General features: G+C 71.1%; 16 protein-coding genes. 8 read left to right on the top strand and 8 right to left on the bottom strand.

Features of this window, described 5'->3' with window-relative positions; all coding sequences use genetic code 11:
- Nucleotides 1–22 precede the first annotated feature (22 nt).
- From AB0H83_RS08540 to AB0H83_RS08530, 3 genes are read right to left on the bottom strand one after another with little or no spacing between them, the layout of a single operon-like run.
- Complete coding sequence (locus AB0H83_RS08540) at nucleotides 23–640, bottom strand: carboxymuconolactone decarboxylase family protein (protein WP_360089042.1); 618 nt, start codon at nucleotides 638–640, stop codon at nucleotides 23–25.
- A gap of 28 nt (nucleotides 641–668) precedes the next feature.
- Nucleotides 669–2387, bottom strand: a complete 1719-nt coding sequence (locus AB0H83_RS08535; RefSeq protein WP_360089039.1) for a CocE/NonD family hydrolase — start codon at nucleotides 2385–2387, stop codon at nucleotides 669–671.
- Entirely contained in the window at nucleotides 2387–3403 is a 1017-nt protein-coding gene (locus AB0H83_RS08530) for a fumarylacetoacetate hydrolase family protein (RefSeq protein WP_360089036.1), read from the bottom strand. The genes AB0H83_RS08535 and AB0H83_RS08530 overlap by 1 nt, the downstream gene beginning before the upstream one ends.
- Nucleotides 3404–3668: 265 nt before the next feature.
- On the opposite strand from AB0H83_RS08530, the gene AB0H83_RS08525 reads away from it, so the two are divergent.
- Together AB0H83_RS08525 and AB0H83_RS08520 are read left to right on the top strand one after the other, a co-directional pair.
- On the top strand, nucleotides 3669–4799 hold the full coding sequence (locus AB0H83_RS08525; protein WP_360089033.1) for an LLM class flavin-dependent oxidoreductase: 1131 nt from the start codon (nucleotides 3669–3671) through the stop codon (nucleotides 4797–4799).
- Between the two features lie 124 nt (nucleotides 4800–4923).
- Nucleotides 4924–6081 carry an alpha/beta fold hydrolase gene (locus AB0H83_RS08520; RefSeq protein WP_360089030.1) on the top strand — a complete coding sequence of 386 codons (1158 nt, stop codon included), beginning with the start codon at nucleotides 4924–4926 and terminating at the stop codon, nucleotides 6079–6081.
- A 58-nt stretch (nucleotides 6082–6139) separates the two neighbouring features.
- On the opposite strand, the gene AB0H83_RS08515 is transcribed toward AB0H83_RS08520, so the two are convergent.
- From AB0H83_RS08515 to AB0H83_RS08500, 4 genes are read right to left on the bottom strand one after another with little or no spacing between them, the layout of a single operon-like run.
- A complete protein-coding gene (locus AB0H83_RS08515; RefSeq protein WP_360089027.1) occupies nucleotides 6140–6568 on the bottom strand; it encodes a Zn-ribbon domain-containing OB-fold protein in 429 nt (142 codons plus the stop codon).
- The gene (locus AB0H83_RS08510; protein ID WP_360089024.1) at nucleotides 6565–7734 is read right to left on the bottom strand and encodes an acetyl-CoA acetyltransferase; all 1170 of its coding nucleotides are present in this window, start codon (nucleotides 7732–7734) and stop codon (nucleotides 6565–6567) included. Before AB0H83_RS08510 ends, AB0H83_RS08515 begins: the two co-directional genes overlap by 4 nt.
- A 54-nt stretch (nucleotides 7735–7788) precedes the next feature.
- A complete protein-coding gene (locus AB0H83_RS08505) occupies nucleotides 7789–9024 on the bottom strand; it encodes an acyl-CoA dehydrogenase family protein (RefSeq protein ID WP_360089021.1) in 1236 nt (411 codons plus the stop codon).
- Nucleotides 9021–10604 (bottom strand): AMP-binding protein, encoded by a 1584-nt coding sequence (locus AB0H83_RS08500; protein WP_360089018.1) that lies wholly within the window; start codon nucleotides 10602–10604, stop codon nucleotides 9021–9023. Before AB0H83_RS08500 ends, AB0H83_RS08505 begins: the two co-directional genes overlap by 4 nt.
- 255 nt (nucleotides 10605–10859) lie before the next feature.
- Here AB0H83_RS08500 and AB0H83_RS08495 point away from each other — a divergent pair, with 255 nt between their 5' ends.
- From AB0H83_RS08495 to AB0H83_RS08485, 3 genes are all read left to right on the top strand, one after another.
- Nucleotides 10860–12011, top strand: coding sequence for an acyl-CoA dehydrogenase family protein (locus tag AB0H83_RS08495; RefSeq protein ID WP_360089015.1), 1152 nt, complete (start codon nucleotides 10860–10862; stop codon nucleotides 12009–12011).
- Nucleotides 12008–12487: a flavin reductase family protein gene (locus AB0H83_RS08490; protein WP_360089012.1), complete on the top strand. Its 480-nt coding sequence runs from the start codon at nucleotides 12008–12010 to the stop codon at nucleotides 12485–12487. The genes AB0H83_RS08495 and AB0H83_RS08490 overlap by 4 nt, the downstream gene beginning before the upstream one ends.
- 109 nt (nucleotides 12488–12596) lie before the next feature.
- Nucleotides 12597–13739 carry an amidohydrolase family protein gene (locus AB0H83_RS08485; protein WP_360089009.1) on the top strand — a complete coding sequence of 381 codons (1143 nt, stop codon included), beginning with the start codon at nucleotides 12597–12599 and terminating at the stop codon, nucleotides 13737–13739.
- A gap of 166 nt (nucleotides 13740–13905) precedes the next feature.
- Here the strand turns inward: AB0H83_RS08485 and AB0H83_RS08480 are convergent, their stop codons facing one another.
- Nucleotides 13906–15069 carry an acyl-CoA dehydrogenase family protein gene (locus tag AB0H83_RS08480; protein WP_360089006.1) on the bottom strand — a complete coding sequence of 388 codons (1164 nt, stop codon included), beginning with the start codon at nucleotides 15067–15069 and terminating at the stop codon, nucleotides 13906–13908.
- 176 nt (nucleotides 15070–15245) lie between these two features.
- Here AB0H83_RS08480 and AB0H83_RS08475 point away from each other — a divergent pair, with 176 nt between their 5' ends.
- Genes AB0H83_RS08475 through AB0H83_RS08465 form a run of 3 tightly spaced genes read left to right on the top strand, consistent with a single transcriptional unit; the run spans nucleotide 15246 to nucleotide 18956 of the window.
- Nucleotides 15246–16154 (top strand): SDR family NAD(P)-dependent oxidoreductase, encoded by a 909-nt coding sequence (locus AB0H83_RS08475; RefSeq protein ID WP_360089328.1) that lies wholly within the window; start codon nucleotides 15246–15248, stop codon nucleotides 16152–16154.
- A gap of 4 nt (nucleotides 16155–16158) precedes the next feature.
- Nucleotides 16159–17718 carry an AMP-binding protein gene (locus AB0H83_RS08470; RefSeq protein WP_360089003.1) on the top strand — a complete coding sequence of 520 codons (1560 nt, stop codon included), beginning with the start codon at nucleotides 16159–16161 and terminating at the stop codon, nucleotides 17716–17718.
- Nucleotides 17715–18956: an acyl-CoA dehydrogenase family protein gene (locus AB0H83_RS08465; protein ID WP_360089000.1), complete on the top strand. Its 1242-nt coding sequence runs from the start codon at nucleotides 17715–17717 to the stop codon at nucleotides 18954–18956. The genes AB0H83_RS08470 and AB0H83_RS08465 overlap by 4 nt, the downstream gene beginning before the upstream one ends.
- The last annotated feature ends 8 nt before the right edge of the window (nucleotides 18957–18964 follow it).

Here is an 18964-nt window from a genome sequence, read left to right as displayed (position 1 = left end):
CCTCCGCTCCGCTGCGGGCCGCTCATGCGGCGCTCCGGCTGGTTGCGGGCGCCAGTCCGTCCGGTGCCCACGGTTGGTAGCCCGGCTCGAGGGGCACCTGGAACGTGGCCATCAAGGTGGTCAGCGCCCGCCAGATCGCGATCACGTAGCAGAGCTCGACGACCTCGCCGTCGTCGGCCAGCAACGATCTCAGCTCGTGCACGACCGGCTCGGAGATCCGGTCGTCGCGGACCATCTCGTCCACCGCGCGCATCACGGCTCGCTCGGCCGGGCCGAACGACTGGTGCGCCGCGCCCTCGCGCACCGCCAGCACGTCGGCCGGTCGCTTGCCGGGCAGGTCGACGTCCACGGTCGGCGCGTAGTGGTGCGCCCACAGGTACTCCGACCCGGTCACCCAGGCCACCCGCATGATGGCCAGCTCGCGCAGCCGGGTCGCCTCCGGGCGGACGGTCAGCCGTCCCTCCCAGAGGATGCGGTCGTTGATCTCGTTCTCGACCCGGGCCGACTGCGGTGAGTTCATCAGCAACCGGTAGAAGTGGATGCGCGACATCTCCTCGCGCAGCCCGGCCGCGACGGCGATCTCGGCGCTCGCCTCGACCGAGAGCATCGGAATCAGACCCTGCGGATCGCCGGTCGGCATGGCGGTGCTCCTGTCTGCTGTGGATGGTTCAGGCGGGGACGACGGGCAACATCAGCGCCGACGGATACTGCTCGTCGTGCATGATCGTCTGCTGGGCGACGTGGAACTCGTCCTCAGTGGACACCGGGTGGTGGGCCCGGTTGCTGTGCCGGTCGTACTTGGGGAACGAACTGCTGGCGACCTCGAGGCGGATCCGGTGCCCGCGCCGGAACACGTTGCTGGTGGCGATCAGGTCCACCTCGACCCGCAGCGGAGCGCCCGTGACGGCCGACAGCTCGGCGGCGGTGATCCGCCGGATGCCGTCGCAGAGCAGCTCCGCCCGGCCGTCGGGGTGCACGTCCACGAGCTTGGCGGTCAGGTCGGTGGCCGGGGCGCTCGTGCGCAGGTAGAGCACGGCGTGGACGGGGCCGGTCACCTCGACCGGCTCGGCCAGCGGCTCGCTGGTGTAGACGAGGACGTCGTTGCGGTCCTCGACCACCCGCTGATCCATCGGCCCGGAGTTGCCGGCCGGGTTAGGCAGGTAGGTCGCGCCGCCACGGGTCGGCACCGGGTCCCTCGGGTCGTACCGGAAGGTGTCGGGCGGCTCGGCGCCGGGCGGTTCCTCGGGGGTGAGCCGGCCGTCGCCGTACCGCGAGTTGGCCGCGCCATCGCTGCGCAGGAACCACGGGACGGTGACCGCGCGGGCGAGGGGCCACTCCTGCTCGTCACGCCACTCGTCGATGCCCATCACGAAGAGCCGCACCGGGGGCAGGTCCGGCCCCGGGCCGCCGGCCAGGTGCTGGTCGAACCAGGCGAGCTGCAACCCTTCCATGTCGATGGTGGAGGGGAACCGCCGCTCCGGCCCGCAGGTGTCGCCGAACAGCGCCGGTGACCACTGCGTCCACGGGCCGATGATGAGGCGCTGCCGGGCCGCGGCCGGCCCGCCCGCGGCCCGGATCGCCGCGTAGTTGGCGAGGTTTCCGTCCAGGTGCACGTTGTACCAGCCGGCCACGTGCAGCACCGGCAGGTCGGTGCCGGCCACCGCCGGACCCGCGTTCAGCTCCTGCCAGTAGGGGTCCCCGGCCGGGTGGTCCAGCCACTCCTGGTAGTGCGGCGCGATGCCGTCCAGGGCCGGCACGTCGGCCAGCGGCAGCCGGCGCAGGGCGGCGTCCGGGTCGCGCAGCGCCTGGGCCAGCGCGGCGGCGGAGTCCGGAACGCGGTCGCGGGCGAGCGCCCGGCGCAGCTGGTCGGGGGCGAGGTTGGCCAGGCTCCACCAGAGGTTGAAGCCGAGCTGGAACGCCCCGCCCCGCCAGACCCAGCCCCGGTCGAACTCGGACGCGGTGAAGTGGGGCACGATCGTGCGCAGCGCGGCCGGGCGGAAGCGCAGCGCCTGCCACTGGGGGACGCCGTTGTTCGAGGCGCCGTACATCCCGACCGAGCCGTTGGACCACGGCTGCGCCGCGGCCCATGCGACGCACGCGGCGGCCTCGACGCCGGAGCCGGCGAAGGGCCGGAACGGCTCGGCACCGCCGGAGCGGTACCGGCCGCGGGCGTCCACGACGACGACGGCGAATCCCTGGTCCACCGCGCGTTCGGGATTGATCACGCCGTTGACCGAGGCCCAGTTGGCCTTGTCGTACGCGGTGAGCTGGAGCAGCGTCGGCCGGCGCCCGGGCGCCGGGTCACGGTAGACGTCAGCGCGCAGCACGTCGCCGCCGTCGCCGAGCGGGACCGCCAGGTCGCGCTCGCGCAGGATGGGCGGCCGCATCAGGACGCGACCGGCCGCTCGACCCGGGTGTCCAGCGCGCCCAGGCCGTCGATCTCCAGCCGGATCACGTCACCCGGCCGGATCCAGCGGTCGATCTCGATGCCGGCGCCGGTGCCGACCGTGCCGGAGCCGATCAGGTCGCCCGGCAGCAGCGTTTCGCCGGCCGACGCGTGCGCGACCAGGGCCTCGATCGGCCAGTAGATCGACCCGGCCGAGCCCTGCGACCACAGCTCGCCGTTGACGTAGGCCCGCATCCCGGCGGCGAACGGCCGCACGATCTCGTCGGTGGTGACCAGGTACGGCCCGGTCGCGCAGGCGTGATCGAACCCCTTGGTCTTGGCCGGCCCCACCCGGGTGCCCATCTCGCGGCGCTGGGTGTCCCGGCAGGACAGGTCGTTGAAGATGGTCAGGCCGGCGATGTGGTCCCAGGCCGCCTCGGGCGCGATGTCACGGCCCCGTTTGCCGATGACGATCCCGAACTCCAGCTCGTAGTCGAGCTTCTCGGTGTAGCTGGGCCACTGGCCCACCTCGTCCGGGCCGAAGACCGAGGCGCTGCGCGTGATGTAGTGCGACGGCGCCTCGTACCACTCGGCCGGCACCTCCCGGCCCAGGTTCTTCAGCGACGTGACCATGTGGTCCTCGAAGGCGAAGAAGTCGCGCACCGTCGGCGGCCGGTCGATCGGCGCGAGCAGCCGCACCTCGTCGCGCCGGTAGGCGTGGCGGCCGAGCCGGCCGGCCGTGTCCAGGGCGGCCTCGGGCGGGCCCAGCCGGTCGAGCAGCCGCCGCGCCTCGGCCAGGGCGCGGCCACCGGATCCCAGCAGCGCCACCGTGCTCGCCGGGAACACGGCCCGGGCCAGCGCCGCGGCCCGGTCCGCTTCGCCCCCGTCCGCCAGGATCTCCGAGGCCAGCAGCGCGGCCAGGTCGACGACGATCGGCGCGTCGAGCGGCCCGGTCGCGGCGCCGACGCGCACCTCGGCCTCCGGCCAGGCGTGGGGCGTGAAGCGGCAGACCCTCATCAGAACCTCCGTGGTGGGGACCACTGCGTTCTATGGCGCGGGCCGTTACTTCGTCGTTAATGCCCGGCGGGAACGGCCGGGTAACTGCGCGGTCGTTTGATGGGCAGATGGTAAGGCAAGACCGGCTAGGCACCTGGTTGAGGAGTGAAGCGTGAGTGTGAAGGCGATCGTTCAGTTGTATCCAGTCTTCCCGGTCGAAGGTGGAGCCGCGGGGCGTGCTGCCCGACGACCGCTCGGGCGTGACCGGGGCGAGTTTCAGAAGATCATGCGGGACTGGGCGAAGATCGCCAAGGCGGCCGAGGACCTCGGGTACTGGGGCATCGCCGGCATTGAGCACCACTTCCACTCCGAGGGCTACGAGGTCTCCCCGTCGCCCGGTGTGATCAACGCGTGGCTGGCCGCGCACACGAGCCGGATCAACGTCGGCACCAACGGCTACGTGATCGGCACGCAGGACGCGATCCGGGTGGCGGAGGAGTGCGCGGTCCTCGACCACATGCTCGAAGGCCGGTTCTGGGCCGGGGTCAGCCGCGGTTACCAGTCCCGCTGGACCGACGTGCTCGGTCAGCACCTGGGCGCCCAGGCCACGCTGTCCGACGGTGGCGCCGCGGACCTGGCCAACCGGGCCCTCTTCGAGGAGCAGGTCGAGCTGATGCTCAAGGCTTGGACCGAGGACTCGTTCGACTTCAAGGGCTCCCGGGTGCAGGTGCCGTTCCCGTACGAGACCGGCGTGACCGGCTACCCGGCCGCCGACACCACCGCGCTGATGGGCGCGCTGGACGAGGTCGACGAGCACGGTGCCATCCGCAAGGTCTCGGTCACGCCGGCCCCCTACCAGCGGCCGCACCCGCCGGTGTTCGTGGCGTCGTCCAGCTCGGAGGAGTCCATCCGTTACTGCGCCCGTAACGGCTTCGTCGTGTGCAACTTCTCGCCCGCCGCGCGCACCGAGGAGTTCGCGAGGATCTACGCCGACGAGGCGGCCAAGGTCGGCCACCCGCTCCCGCTCGGTGCCAACCAGGCGCCCGTGCGCTGGCCGCACATCAACGACTCGGCCGCGGCCTACGACAAGGCGCTGATGGACTACGATGCAGACATATTCGAGAATTTCTATTCCAAGTTCTTCAAGAAGAAGATGCCGGTCGGTTCGAACGTGCTCCAGGGCATCAAGGACTCCGGCCTGTTCCTGGGCGGCACCGTGGACCAGGCGAAGGCCCAGTTCGCGGCCGAGTGGGAGCAGGTCCCCTACGAGTACTCCGTGCTGATCTGGCACTGGGCGCAGCAGCCCACCGACGACCTCATCCGGGAGATGGAGCTGATGGCGACCAAGGTGTACCCGGAGATCGGCGGCCTGTCCGGCCCCGAGGAGCGTCCGCGGGCGCAGTGGGCCACGAAGTGATCTTGGCGTCGGGTAACGACGGCGGGGTCGAGTAACGCCGGCAGTAACGAACCATGACCAGGAATGACGGGCGCGGGCCTCGGGGTTCGCGCCCCCTGGTTGCACCGTGGAGCGAGGAGCCACCGTGTTCGAGTACTTCCCAGGCAACTACGCCTGGTCATCGGCCGTGAACCTGGCACTGATGGCCGGTGGCTCACTGGGCGACATCCACCGTTGGCTGCAACCGTTGCGTGCAGCGGACGAACCTGACCTGGACGCCTGGGCCTCGGCCTGGGCGGCGATGGCGCACCAGCAGGAGCTGCTCGCCGCCGAGGACGTCAAGGCCGGGTACCTGGCGAGCGCAGGGGCGCGTTACCTGCGGGCGTCGGTGTACCACGCCACCGGCCAGCGCCAGCTCCCGCCGGGGCCGGCGAAGTCGGAGGGGTACGCCGCGGTGCTGCAGGCGTTCGGCAACGCGGTGGACTGCGCGCCCTTCTCGCTGGAGCGCATCCACGTCGACTCCCCGGACGGCACGCTGCCCGGCTATCTCATCGCGCCGGACGCGGCCAAGCCGCAGCCGGTGGTCATCGTGTACGGCGGTCTCGACCTGACCAAGGAACTGGTCTGCGCGATCGTCGGCACGACCTTCGCCCGCCGGGGCATCACCTGTCTGGTCATCGACACCCCCGGGGTGGGGGAGCCGCTGCGTCTTCGCGGGATCCCGTCGCGTCCGGACTACGAGGTGCCGACCGCGGCGATCATCGACCACCTGCAGACCCGGCACAACGTGGACGCTCGCCGCGTCGCCGTGCTGGGGATCAGCCTGGGCGGCTACTACGCCGCGCGGGCCGCGGCCTTCGAGCCGCGGGTCTCGGCCTGCGCCGCGTGGGGCGGCAACTGGGACTGTGGCGAGGTCTGGCAGCGCCGCTGGGACCAGCGGACCACCAGCGACCCGGGGGCGTGGTTCATCCTGCCCTGGGTGATGGGCACCGCCTCGATGGAGGAGGCGCTGGTCCGGGTCAAGCAGTGGAGCCTGGTGGACGTCTGGCCGAAGGTGACCCAGCCGCTGCTGATCGTGCACGGCGAGAACGACCGGCAGATCCCGGTCGAGGACGCGCGCCGGGCGTTCGCGGCCGCCGGCTCGACCGACAAGCAGCTGCGGGTGTTCACCGCCGCCGAGGGCGGCGCGGAGCACATCCAGACCGACGCGCCGGGCCCGGCGCTCGACCTGATCGCCGACTGGCTGGCGCTGGCGCTGCTGATGGCCAGCGGCGTGCCGGAGGGCTCGCTGCGCGCCGGCTGACCACCGGCGCACGAAGAGGCCGGGCCCGCATGGGCCCGGCCTCTTCGTCTGTTCGGGGCTACTCGCCGGCCGGGCGCCAGAAGGGCAGCGACGCCTCGTCGTTCAACGCGACGAACTCCACCTCGACCCGCTGTCCGATGTGGACGTCGTCGACGTCGCAGCCGACCACGTTGCCCATGATGCGGGGGCCCTCATCGAGTTCCACGATGGCCACCGCGTACGGCGTCCACTGGTTGAACGGGAACGCGCCGGACTGCCGCACCACCGAGAAGGTGTGGACCGTGCCCCGGCCGGCGGTGGTCAGCCAGCCGGGTGTCGCGCCGCACTCGACACAGATCGAGCGGGGGTAGAACTGCCGGTGACCGCAGGTGCCACACTCCTGCACCAGCAGCTCGCCGCGCTGGGTGGCCTCCCAGTACGGCCGGGTGGCCGCGTCCAGCAGCGGCACCGGACGGCCTTCAACAGCCGGGGTGTTCAGGTCGCTCATCCCTTGTCCTTTCCAAGAATCACGGTGCCCATGGCCGAGAGCCAGCCGCCTGAGCCGCAGGCCAGCGCGTACTCGGCGTCCTTCACCTGCGCCTCGCCGGCCTGGCCGCGCAGCTGCCGGACCGCCTCGATCAGCAGGAAGATGCCGCGCATGCCGGGGTGGCAGGAGCTCAGCGCGCCACCGTCGGTGTTCATCGGCAGGCTGCCGCCGAGCTGCAGCGCGCCCGAGGCCGCGAACGGCCCGCCCTCGCCCTTCTTGCAGAACCCGAGGTCCTCGAGCATCAGCAGCGCCGTGATGGTGAAGCTGTCGTAGAGCTGGACGGTGTCGATGTCCTCCGGCGTGAGGCCGGCCTGGGCGAAGGCCTCCTGGCCGCTGCGTTCGGCCGCGGTCCGGGTGTAGTCGGGCATCTGGCTGATGTTCCAGTGGGTCTGGGCCGACGCCGCGCCGAGGATGCGCACGGCCGGCTGCTTGAGGTCGCGGGCCCGCTCCGCGGTGGTGACGATGATCGCGCCGCCGCCGTCGGACACCACGCAGCAGTCGAGCATGTGCAGCGGGTCGGCGATCATCCGGGAGTTCACCACGTCGGCGACCGTCAACGGCTTGCGGTACTGGGCGTTGGGGTTGAGGCCGGCGTGCGTCCGGCAGGCCACGGCGATGGCGGCGAGCTGCTCGGACGTCGTGCCGTACTCGTACATGTGCCGCTGGGCCGCCATCGCGTAGGCGCCGATGAGGGAGTTGCCCCAGGGCGCCTCGAACTGCAGCGCACCCGGCACCTTTGCCCCCGCTTCCCGGGCGCCGAAGCCGGGGTTGGTGCCTGACTGCGTGTACAGGTCCGATCCGTAGACGATGAGGACGTTGGTGCACAGGCCGGCCTGGATCGCCGCCATCGCGTGCTGGATGTGCAGCTCGAAGCTGGAGCCACCCACCGCGGTGCCGTCGAAGTACCGCGGGTTGATGCCCAGGTACTCGGCCATCGTGCCGGCGTTGTCGGGCTGCGCGAAGTCGCCCTGGGCACACATGAACCCGTCGATGTCGCTCTTCTTCATGCCACAGTCGGCCAGGGCCCGTTGGGTGGCCAGCACATGGTGCCCGACCGAGTCCAGATGCGGCGTCTTTGGATAGTCGCTCAGGCCGATGCCGGCGATCACGGGCGTGCGGTCAACCATTGCTGTGGTTCTCCTAGGGTTGCGCGACGATGGGAACAGTCGGGTTCGATTCGGTCAGCGGTTGGGGGCCGCCTCGCGGGGCAGGCCCAGGATGCGCTCGGCCATGATGTTGCGCATGATCTCGTCGGTGCCGCCGGCCAGGCGCAGGGACGGCGTGCTGAGCACGAGCTCGGCCCACACGTAGGTGCCCCACTCGCCGGTGTCGGCGGTCATCCGCGGGCCGAGGATCCGACCGGCGAGCGTGCCGGCGGCGCGCAGGTTCTCCGACTCCATCAGCTTGATGATCGACGCCTCGGCCCCGGGCTCGCCGCCGGCCGCCAGCGCCGCCGCCGCGCGGGCGGCGGTCCAGCGAACGACGCTGCGCCGGATCGCGATCCGCGCGAACTCCAGCCGGATCGCCGGGTCGTCGTTCAGGCCGAAGTGCTGGATCAGGGCCAGCAGGCGCTCGATCGGGTCGGCCGCGGCGGGCGCCGGACGGTCTCCCATGGACACCCGCTCGTTGCCGAGCGTCGTCATGGCGACCCGCCAGCCGTCGCCGGGCCGGCCGAGCACGTGACTGTCGGGGACGAACACGTCGTCGACGAACACCTCGTTGAACGCCTCGCCGCCGGTCATCTGGCGCAGCGGGCGCACCTGGACGCCCGGGTCGTGCATGTCGACGACCAGCATGGTCAGGCCGGCGTGCTTGGCGGCGGCCGGGTCGGTGCGCACCAGCATCTCGCCGATGTCGCTGTAGTGACCGCCCGACGTCCACACCTTCTGGCCGGAGACCCGCCAGCCGCCGTCCACGCGGACCCCCCGGGACTTGACGCCGGCCAGGTCCGAGCCGGCCTCCGGCTCGGAGAACAGCTGGCAGGCGATCACGTCGGCCCGGTACAGCCCGCGCAGGTAGCGCTGCTGGACCTCCGGGCTGCCCCAGGCGAGCAGCGTCGGCGCGACGATGTGATGGCTGACCACGAAGCAGGTCTCGGACGGCAGCTCGTAGGCCTGCGCGATCTCGTCGAACAGTTCCTGGTAGCGCGGGTCCTTGCCGCCGCCGCCGAGCTCGGCCGGGCCGGTGAGCCACCCGAAGCCGGCGTCGAACAGGTCCCGCCGGAAGGCCCGGGCCGCCTCGACCGCGCGCAGCTCCTCGTCGCGGCTCGGCTCGGCGCCCATGCTGAGCTCGTCCGGGCCGGTGCCCCAGCTCACCGAGCGCTCGGTGAAGGGCTTCGCGTGCGCGTCGAGGAACGCCACCACGGACCGGCGGAACTCCTCCTCAGCGGGATCGGTTCCGGGGGTGTTCGTGCTCATTTGTGCTCCCGCAGCAGTCGGCGCAGGACCTTGCCGGTGGCGTTCTTGGGCAGGGCCTCGTCATGGATCCGGATCTGGTCGGGCACCTTGTACTTGGCCAGGCGCTCGCGGCAGAACCGCTGGATGTCGTCCGGCGTCGCCTGGGCCCCGTCGGCCAGGGCGACGTGGGCGCGCACGATCTCGCCCCAGAACGGGTCCGGGGCACCGACCACGGCGCACTCGGCGACGCCCGGGTAGGCGGCCAGCACGGACTCGATCTCGATCGGGTAGACGTTCTCGCCCCCGCGGATGATCATGTCGTCCTTGCGCCCGGCCAGGTACAGGTAGCCCTCCTCGTCGAGGTAGCCGAGGTCGCCGCCCTTGAACCAGCCGTCGACGATCACCTCGGCGGTCTTCTCGGGCTGCCCGAAGTAGCCGCTCATCACCATGTCACTGCGGGTGACGATCTCGCCGACCGTACCGATCGGCACTTCCTTGTTGTCGTCGTCCCAGATCTGCAGATCGATGTTGAAGCCGGGACGGCCGACCGAGCCCAGCAGGTGCGGGTGCCCGGCCAGGGCCCGGACGTGGTCCTCGGGGCGCAGCACGGTCTGCATCCCGGCCTCGGTGCCGGCGCCGAAGCCGTTGTAGAAGTCGCAGTTCATCATGTCCATCGCGCTGCGCAGCAGGTCCGGTGACATCGGCGCGGCACCGTAGAAGACCGAGCGCAGCGTCGCGAAGTCCTCGCGCGCCACGCCGGGCTGCTGCAGCAGTGCGCTGATCATCGTGGGGACCAGGAAGACACCGGTCAGGCCCTTGCGGAACCAGGGGAGCAGCACGGCCGGGTCCCACTGCGGGACGAGCAGCGAGGTCGCGTTCCGGCTGATCGCGTCGAGCACCAGCCCGAGCCCGGCGACGTGGTACAGCGGGGAGGCGGAGTAGCGCAGCTCGTCGGGGCGGAAGCTGTACTCCAGCACCGCGTTGGAGCACATGTTCTTCCACATCCGGTGGGACTGCATCACGCCCTTGGGCAGGCCGGTCGTCCCGCTGGTGAAGGCGAGCACCAGGATGTCCTCGTCGGCGACGTACGCCTCGCGCAGGTCGCCGTCCTCGCCCGACGCCAACACGTCGGCGAACCCGGTGGTGCCCGGGGTGCCGTCGAAGCCGACCAGGTGCTGCAGGTACGGCAGATCCGGCTGCAGGCGCAGCACGTCGGGCACGTACCGGTCGCCGACGAAGATCCACGAAGCCTCGGCGGCCCGCAGCAGCGTCGCGATCTCGGCCGGCGACAGCCGGTAGTTCAGCGGCACCGCAACCGCCCCGATCTTGACCAGGGCCAGGAACGTCTCGACGTACTCGGGTGAGTCGGTGGCCAGGATGGCGACCCGGTCGCCCGGCGTCATGCCCATCTGCTGCAGGCCACGGGCGAGGCGGTGCACCCGGTCGCGGACCTCGGCGAAGGTGCGCTGGCCGGCCGCGCTGACGAAGCAGGCGCGCTCAGGGGCGCGCCGGGCGGCCATGTCGATCCATTCGCCGATCTGGACCCGGGAGAGGCCCGCCTGACCGACGAGGCGGGCCGGGCGGTAGGTCGGTGTCGTCACGGCGTGGACTCCTTCGGCACCGCCGCGAGCAGGTTCATCGCTTGCATGCCGACGCCTTGTCAAGGTGGTCGCCACCGGGGCCGGTGACGACGGCGACGCGGCCGTCGAAGCTGAGATCCACTGGTACGCTCCTCCTCCGTGCGGGCAGGTTCAGCACCGGCTCGTGCCAGCACGATCGCCGAGCGGTAGTTACGGCAGGCGTTACTGCACGCACGCTGACGGCGGCGGCACGCGCGCGGCATACCGTCTGCGATCATGAGCGGACTTCAACAAGTGGCCGACGCGACCGCGGCCTTCAGCGGGCTCACCGAGGAGCACGAGGAGTTCCGGCGCAGCGTGCGTTCGTTCGTCGAGCGGGTCTCGCCGGAAGCGCAGGTGCGCCGGCTCATGGAGACCGCCGACGGGTACGACCCGGCGGTGTGGCGGCAGCTGGCCGAGCAGATGGGGCTGCAGGGCACGGCCATCCCGGAGCGGTTCGGCGGTTCGGGCCTGTCCTTCCTCGAACTCGGGGTGGTGCTGGAGGAACTGGGCCGGGTGCTGCTCTGCTCGCCGTTCTTCGCCACCGTGGTGCTGGCCGCCAACGCGCTGCTGCTCGCCGACGACGAGGCGGCGCAGGCCGACTTCCTGCCCGGCATCGCGGCCGGCCAGACCGTCGCCACGGTGGCCGCCACCGGCCGCTCGGGCTCGTGGCGGATGGACGACACCGCGACCCGCGCCTCCGCCGTGGCCGGTGGGTGGGAGCTGACCGGGGCGAAGGCGTTCGTCCTCGACGGTCTGGCGGCCCAGCTGATCCTCGTCTCGGCCTGGACGCCGGCCGGGCTCTCGCTGTTCGCGGTCACCGGCGACGCGCCGGGCCTGACCCGGACGCCGCTGCCGACCATGGACCTGACCCGCAAGCAGGCGGTCCTCGAGTTCGACCGCACGCCGGCCCGGCTGATCGGCGTCGACGGCGGCGCGGGTCCGGTGCTGGAACGGCTGCTCGACCTCGCCGCGGTCGCACTGGCGGCCGAGCAGGTCGGCGGCGCCCAGCGCTGCCTGGAGATGGCGGTCGACTACGCGAAGCTGCGCACCCAGTTCGGGCGACTGATCGGGTCGTTCCAGGCGATCAAGCACAAATGTGCCGATCTGCTCATGGCGGTGGAGACGGCCCGTTCGGCCGCCCACTTCGCGCTCTACGCGGCCACCGTGGACGGCCCTGAGCTGCCGGCGATCGCCAGCCTGGCCAAGTCGTACTGCTCGGAGGCGTACAGCCTGACGGCCGGCGAGAACATCCACATCCACGGCGGCATCGGCTTCACCTGGGAACACCCGGCGCACCTGTACTTCAAGCGCGCCACGTCCTCGGCCCTGCTGTTCGGTGATCCGGACCAGCACCGGGCCCGCTTCGCTGATCGGGTCGGGGTATGACCGCGCAGCCGGCGATCGCCAGCGACGCCCTGCGCAGCGCGATGGCCTGCTTCGCGACCGGGGTGGTCGTGGTCACCGCGGCCGCGCCCGACGGGCCGGTGGGCATGGCGGTGAACTCGTTCGTCTCGGTCTCCCTGGAGCCGCCGCTGGTGATGTTCTGCGCGGCCAACACGTCGACCACGTGGCCGGCGATCTCCGCGGCCGGGCACTTCTGCGCCAACGTGCTGTCGGCCGACCAGGAGGAGCTGGCCCGCCAGTTCGCGCGGAAGGGCGATCGCTTCGCCGGCGTCGTGCACCGCTCGGGGGTCACCGGCGCGCCCGTCCTGCGGGCCGTCCACGCCCACCTCGAGTGCGAGATCGTCGACACCCACGAAGCCGGGGACCACACGCTGGTGATCGGCCGGGTGCTCGACCTCGGCACCGACCATCAGGCGCTGCCGCTGCTGTTCTATCGCAGCAGCTACCGCCTGTTCTGACGGATAACGGCTGGCTTAACGCGGGGCGCCTAGCGTCCGTGTTTGTGGAGCGTGACACCGGATCGGCCGTGATCCGGTGGCTTGGATCAACGTTGGGGAGTGTCTGACGATGTCAACCGGAAACGCCCGTCGACTCATCTCGGTCGACTCTCACGTGGTCGAGCCCAAGGACCTGTGGCTCAAGCGGCTCCCGCAGAAGTTCCGCCACCAGGCGCCGCAGGTGGAATCGACGGAGAAGGGCGACTGGTTCGTCGTGCCGAACACCGGCATGCCGCCCAAGCCGGTCGGCACCGAGGGCGCCATGATCAACACCAAGATCAACGGGGTGATCACCCGCGCCACCGGCTACCGCTTCGAGGACCAGCGGCCCGGTGCCTACGACCCCGCCGCCCGCCTGCTCGACCAGGACAGCCAGGGCATCGAGGCCGAGATCGTGTACCCGGGCTGGCTCATCGTGCACAGCATCCCCGACTTCGAGCTCAAGGCCGCGTGCGTGCGTGCCTACAACGAGTGGCTCTTCGAGGACTTCTGCTCGTACAACCCGGACCGCCTGGTCGGCGCGGCCGCGCTGCCGGTCGGCAACGGCCCGATCCAGCCGGCCGTCGACGAGGCGTACCGCTGGGCCTCGCACGGGGCGAAGACGTTCCTGCTGCCCCAGTCGGTGCCCGGCAAGGCGTGGGGCGACGAGCACTTCGAGCCGCTGTGGGCCGCGCTGGAGGAGATCGGCCTCCCGGTCGGCTTCCACCAGGCCGCCGGGCAGGTGGCGGTCTTCAACGACAAGACCACCCCGGGCGTCTTCTGGACCAACGCCATCGGTAACAAGATCAGCCTCGGCTGGGTGTTCATGCAGCTCGTCTACGGGGCCGTGCCCGAGCGCCACCCCAACCTGCGGTTCATCCTCGTCGAAGGCGGCATCGGCTGGATCGCGTTCCAGCTCAACACGATGGACCACATGTTCACCGACCACCACCGCTGGACCGTGCCCGAGCTCGCGCTCAAGCCCAGCGACTACTTCAACCGCAACTTCTGGGCCACGTTCGAGGACGACCGCCCCGGCATCCTCACCCTGCCGTTGCTCGACTCCAAGCGCCTCATGTGGGCCGGTGACTACCCGCACACCGAGGGCAACTTCCCCTACGCCCAGGAGCAGGTCGCGTACGACATGCAGGGTGTGGACGAGGCCACCGTCCGCGACATCACGTACAACAACGCGGTCAACCTGTTCAACCTGAACCTGCCCGCCTGGGTCTGACCCTGCCCGTCTGACCCGTGGTCAAAGTGGGCATCGGTGTGGTGCGCCGGTGCCCACTTTGGCGTACTGCGGCGGTCCGGCGCCCCGCCAGGCGCCGGCCCGCGTCCGTCACCCGCCGGCCGGGTCGCCGGCCGGGTCGCCGGCCGGCGGGTCAGCGGGTGGGGGGTCAGCGGGTGGAGCCGAGCCCGATCCGCCGCACGAAGGCGTCGCGGTGCCGGTCCGGATCGCCGAACAGCAGCTCCGACGCGGCCGCCCGCTTGAAGTACAGGTGCGCCGAGTGCTCCCAGGTGAAGCCGATGCCACCGTGGATGTGGACGGTCTCACCGGCGACGAACGAGTAGGCCTCGGAGCAGTAGGCCTTGGCCAGGCTGGCGATGGCCGGCAGGTGGGGCGACCCGGTGGCGGCGGCCTCCAGGGCGTAGTGCGCCGCGGCCCGCGCCGACTCGACCTGGATCAGCATGTCGGCGCACTTGTGCTTGATGGACTGGTATGAGCCGATCGGCCGGCCGAACTGCTCGCGCACCTTGGCGTACTCCACCGACAGTTCCAGACAGTGCTGCGCCCCACCGACCTGCTCGGCGGCCAGCGCCACCACCGCCAGATCCAGCCACCGGTCGAAGACCGGCTCGAGGCCGCCCGGGCCGCCGACCAACCGCGCCGGGGTGTGGGCGAAGTCCAGCACCGCCTGCTTGCGCGTCTCGTCCATGGTCGGCATCGGCTCCCGGGTCAGGCCGGGCGCCGATGCGTCCACCGCGAACAGCGACAGCCCGCCGGCGGTGCGCGCGACCACCAGGATCAGCGACGCCGACAGGCCGTCGAGGACGAACGCCTTGGTCCCGTCCAGCGTCCAGCCGTCGCCGGCCGGATGCGCGGTCATGGTGAGGTCCGACGGCTGCCACGACCCGTTCTCCTCGGTCACCGCCACGGTCGCCACCGTCTCGCCGGACGCGATGCCCGGCAGCAGGTCGGCGTTGGCCGAGTCGTCCCCGACGAGCATCAGCGCGTTGGCGGCGAGCACGACAGTGGCGAAGAACGGCGCGCACACCGCCGCCCGCCCCAGCTCCTCCAGGATGACGCCGAGTTCGAGGTAGCCGTACCCGGAGCCGCCGTACTCCTCGGGGATGGTCTGGCCCTGGAGCCCGAGCTGGTCGGCCAGCTGCCGCCAGAGGGCCGGATCGAACCCGCTCTCGGTGGCCATCAGCCGGCGCACCTCGGGCTCAGGCGACACCCGCTTGAGGAACGACCGCAGGCTGTGCCGGAAGTCCTCGTGGTCGGTGGTCAGACCCTCGAAATCGCCGGTCGCCTCGGCCAGTGACTGCAATCGACTCATGCCGGCCGACCCTAGGAACCGGGCGTTACCCCGACCTCACTGCCGGGCGTAACGCCTGCCGTAACCGGCGACCGGCCAAGGTCGGGGAGTTCACCACCGGCCGGTGGTGGTTCAGGACCGGCGGATTTCGACGTCCCGGAGCGCGCCATGGCGCGTGCCGGGAGTTGGCCGTGGACATGAGGGAGACAGTTGTGGGGCTGAGCTACGAAGGCCGCGTTGCCGTGGTCACCGGCGCCGGTGGCGGCCTCGGGCGGGCGCACGCGCTCGAACTGGCCCGGCGGGGCGCGATGGTCGTGGTCAACGACCTGGGCGCCTCCCTCTCCGGCGACGGGACCGACGACGGCCCGGCCGCACTGGTGGTCAAGGAGATCACCGCGGCCGGCGGCACCGCGGTCGCCGACACGCACTCCGTGGCCACTGTCGAGGGCGGCCAGGCCATCATCGACACGGCGATCGAGGCGTTCGGCCGGGTCGACGTCGTCGTCAACAACGCCGGCATCCTGCGGGACAAGACCTTCCACAACACCGGCCCGGACGACGTCGACCCGGTCCTGGACGTGCACCTGAAGGGCGCGTTCAACGTCACCCGGCCGGCCTGGATCAGGTTCCGCGAGCAGGGCTACGGCCGGGTCATCGTCACCTCCTCGTCGGCCGGGTTCTGGGGCAACTTCGGCCAGGCGTCGTACGCGTCGGCCAAGCTCGCCCTCGTCGGCCTGATCAAGGTGCTGGCCCAGGAGGGGCGCAAGTACAACATCAACGCCAACGCGATCGGCCCGGTGGCCGCGACCCGGATGACGGCCGGCTTCGACAACCCGCTCAACGAGTTCCTCGACCCCGGGCACGCCTCGGCGGTGGTCGCGTACCTCGGCCACGAGTCGTGCGGCCTCTCGGGGGAGATCCTCAGCGTCGGCGGCGGCCGGGTCGCCCGGGTGTTCCTCGGCGTGACCCAGGGCTACCTCAACCCCGCGCTGTCCGCCGAGGACGTCCGCGACCACCTGGACCAGATCTTCGACGACACCAACTACGCGACGCCGGGCAACAGCATGGACGAGGTGGGGATCCTCTCCTCGATGCTGGGGAGGTGACCCGATGACCCGTCTCACCGGGGAGAAGCTGTCCCGGGTCCAGATCAACGAGTGGATCGATCTCGCCGCGCGCCAGAGCCCGAACGCCGCCTGCCTGGTCACGCCCGAACGGACCACGACCTTCGCCGAGGTCCGCGACCGGGTGCACCGGCTCGCCCGGGGCATGCACGCCGCCGGCATGCGGCAGGGCGACCGGGTGGCGATCCTGGCCACCGACTCGATCGAGTACGTGGAGACGGTCCTGGCCCTGTTCAAGGTCGGCGCCATCGTCGTGCCGCTGAACTTCCGGCTGTCGGCGCGCGAGATCGGCACGCTGCTGCGCACCGCCGAGGCGGCGTGGATCTTCATCGGCGCCCGCTACGTGCCGATGCTGACCGGCCTGCGGTCCGAGCTCCCGGCGCTGCGGCAGGTGATCGGCCTGGACGACACCGAAGGCACCACGCCGTTCACCGAGCTGCTGGAGGCCGGCGCCACCGGCACGCTGGAGACGGCCGAGATCGGCGACGAGGACATCATCGCGCTGGCCTTCACCAGCGGCACGACCGCGCTGCCCAAGGGCGTCATGCAGTCGCACCGCATGTGGAAGAACATGTGCTCCAACGCGACGCTGGAGTACCAGTTCCGCCGCGACGAGTTCCGCTACTCGGCCTCCCCGCTGTGCCATGTGGCGGGCCTCAACGTGATGCTGAAGACGCTCGACCGCGGGTCGACCCTGCTGATCCTCCCGCAGTGGAACGCCGCCGAGATCCTGCCGTGGTTCCGCAAGGGGCTCACCGACGTCTTCCTGGTGCCGACGATGGTCGCCGACCTGCTGCAGCAGCCAGGCGTCACGCCGGAGGACTTCCGGACGCTCAAGTCGGTCGTCTACGGTGCCGCGCCGATGTCGCCGGCCCTGCTCGAGCGGGCCATGGCGATCATGGACTGCGATTTCTTCAACGCCTTCGGCGCCGGGACCGAGGCCGGCCAGCAGAGCGTGCTCTCGCCGGAGGACCACCGCAAGGCGATGAACGGCCACCCGCACCTGCTCGGCTCGGTCGGCCGGCCCGGCTACAACGTGGACCTGCAGATCTGGGACGAGCGCAACCAGGAGGTCCCGGTCGGCACGGTCGGCGAGATCGTGACCCGGAGCGACATGGTGATGAGCGGCTACCTCGGCCAGCCCGAGAGGACCAAGGACGTCATCGTCGACGGCTGGTTCAAGGGCGGCGATCTGGGCTATCTGGACGAGCACGGGTACCTGTACCTGGCCGGCCGCAAGAACGACATGATCATCCGGGGCGGGGAGAACATCTATCCGAACGAGATCGAGTCGGTGCTGGCCGCGTATCCCGGCGTGGTCGAGGGCGTCGTCGTCGGCGCGCCCGACGCGTACTGGGGCGAGGTGGTGCACGCCCACCTGTACCTGAGCCCGGGCACCGTCATCGACCCGGCCGAGGTCCAGGCGTTCTGCCGGGCCCGGCTGGCCAAGTACAAGGTGCCGGACGCGATCGTGGTGCACGACGAGCCGCTGCCCAGGAACGCGAGTGGCAAGATCCTGCGCCGGCTCCTGCGGGGTCCGGCATGACGGATCTGGTCCCCGGTCCCGTACCGCCCGACGACGAGGACGAGTTCCGCCGGGCCGCGGTCGCCTTCCTGGACGCGCATGCCAGGCCGGCCGCGCCGCAGGCCGTCGGCTGGGGCGTCGGCACGGACGAGCTGGCCGTCGGCGGGGAGCCGGGCCGGGACGAGGAGCTGCGGCTGGTGCACGCCGCGGTCACGTTCCGCCGCGAGCTGTACGACGCCGGCTTCGGCTGGCTGACCGGTCCGGTCGAGTGGGGCGGCGGTGGCAAGGGCCCGCGGCACCAGGAGCTGTTCGAACAGATCGTCCAGGACTACGAGATCCCGTCCGAGACCTGCTTCATCGTCGGCCACCACATCGTCGGGCCCACCCTGGTCGCGTGGGGCACCGACGAGGTGAAGGACAGGTACCTCCAGGCGATCTACCGCGGCGACCTGATCGCCTGCCAGCTGTTCTCCGAACCCGGTGCCGGCTCCGACCTCGCCGGCGTACGCAGCAGGGCGGAGCGGGTCGCCGGCGGCTGGCTGGTGACCGGGCAGAAGGTCTGGACCTCCGGCGCCCACTTCAGCGACATCGGCGAGATGCTGGTGCGCACCGATCCGGGCGCGTCCAAGCACGGCGGCCTGACCATGCTCGTCGTAGACATGCACGACCCGGGCGTCGACGTCCGGCCGCTCAAGCAGATGAACGGCGGCGAGGCGTTCAACGAGGTGTTCCTCGACAACGTCTTCGTGCCCGACAGCCACGTGCTCGGCCGGCCCGGCGACGGCTGGAAGGTCGCCATGACCACGCTGGGCAACGAGCGCTCGACGATCGGTTTCCGCTTCGCACCGGTCGCCACGGACGAGGTCGAGCGCCTCGCCGCAATGATCGAGCACTTCGGGCTGGCCGACGACCCGGTGATCCGGCAGGCGTTCGCGGCGATCGCCATCCGCAAGACAACCATCCGGTGGATGGCCGCGCGGGCCGCCCGAGGCCTCGCCGCCGGCGGCGAGCCGGGACCGGAGGCGTCGATCATCAAGCTGATGGACTCGGTCAACGTCACCGCGGTCGGCAAACTGGCCGGACGCATCCTCGGCCCGCGGATGATGGCCGACACCGGCGAGTGGGGCACCTACGTCTGGGCCGACCTGCTGCTCAGCGCGCCGTCCCGCCGCCTGGCCGGCGGCACTGACGAGATCATGCGCAACATCATGTCCGAGCGCATCCTCGGCCTGCCGCGCGACGCCCAATTCAACCGTTGACCTGCCCC

The organism is Dactylosporangium sp. NPDC050688, assembly GCF_040654515.1.
GTDB lineage: Bacteria > Actinomycetota > Actinomycetes > Mycobacteriales > Micromonosporaceae > Dactylosporangium.
This window is presented reverse-complemented; position numbering and strand designations above follow the sequence as displayed.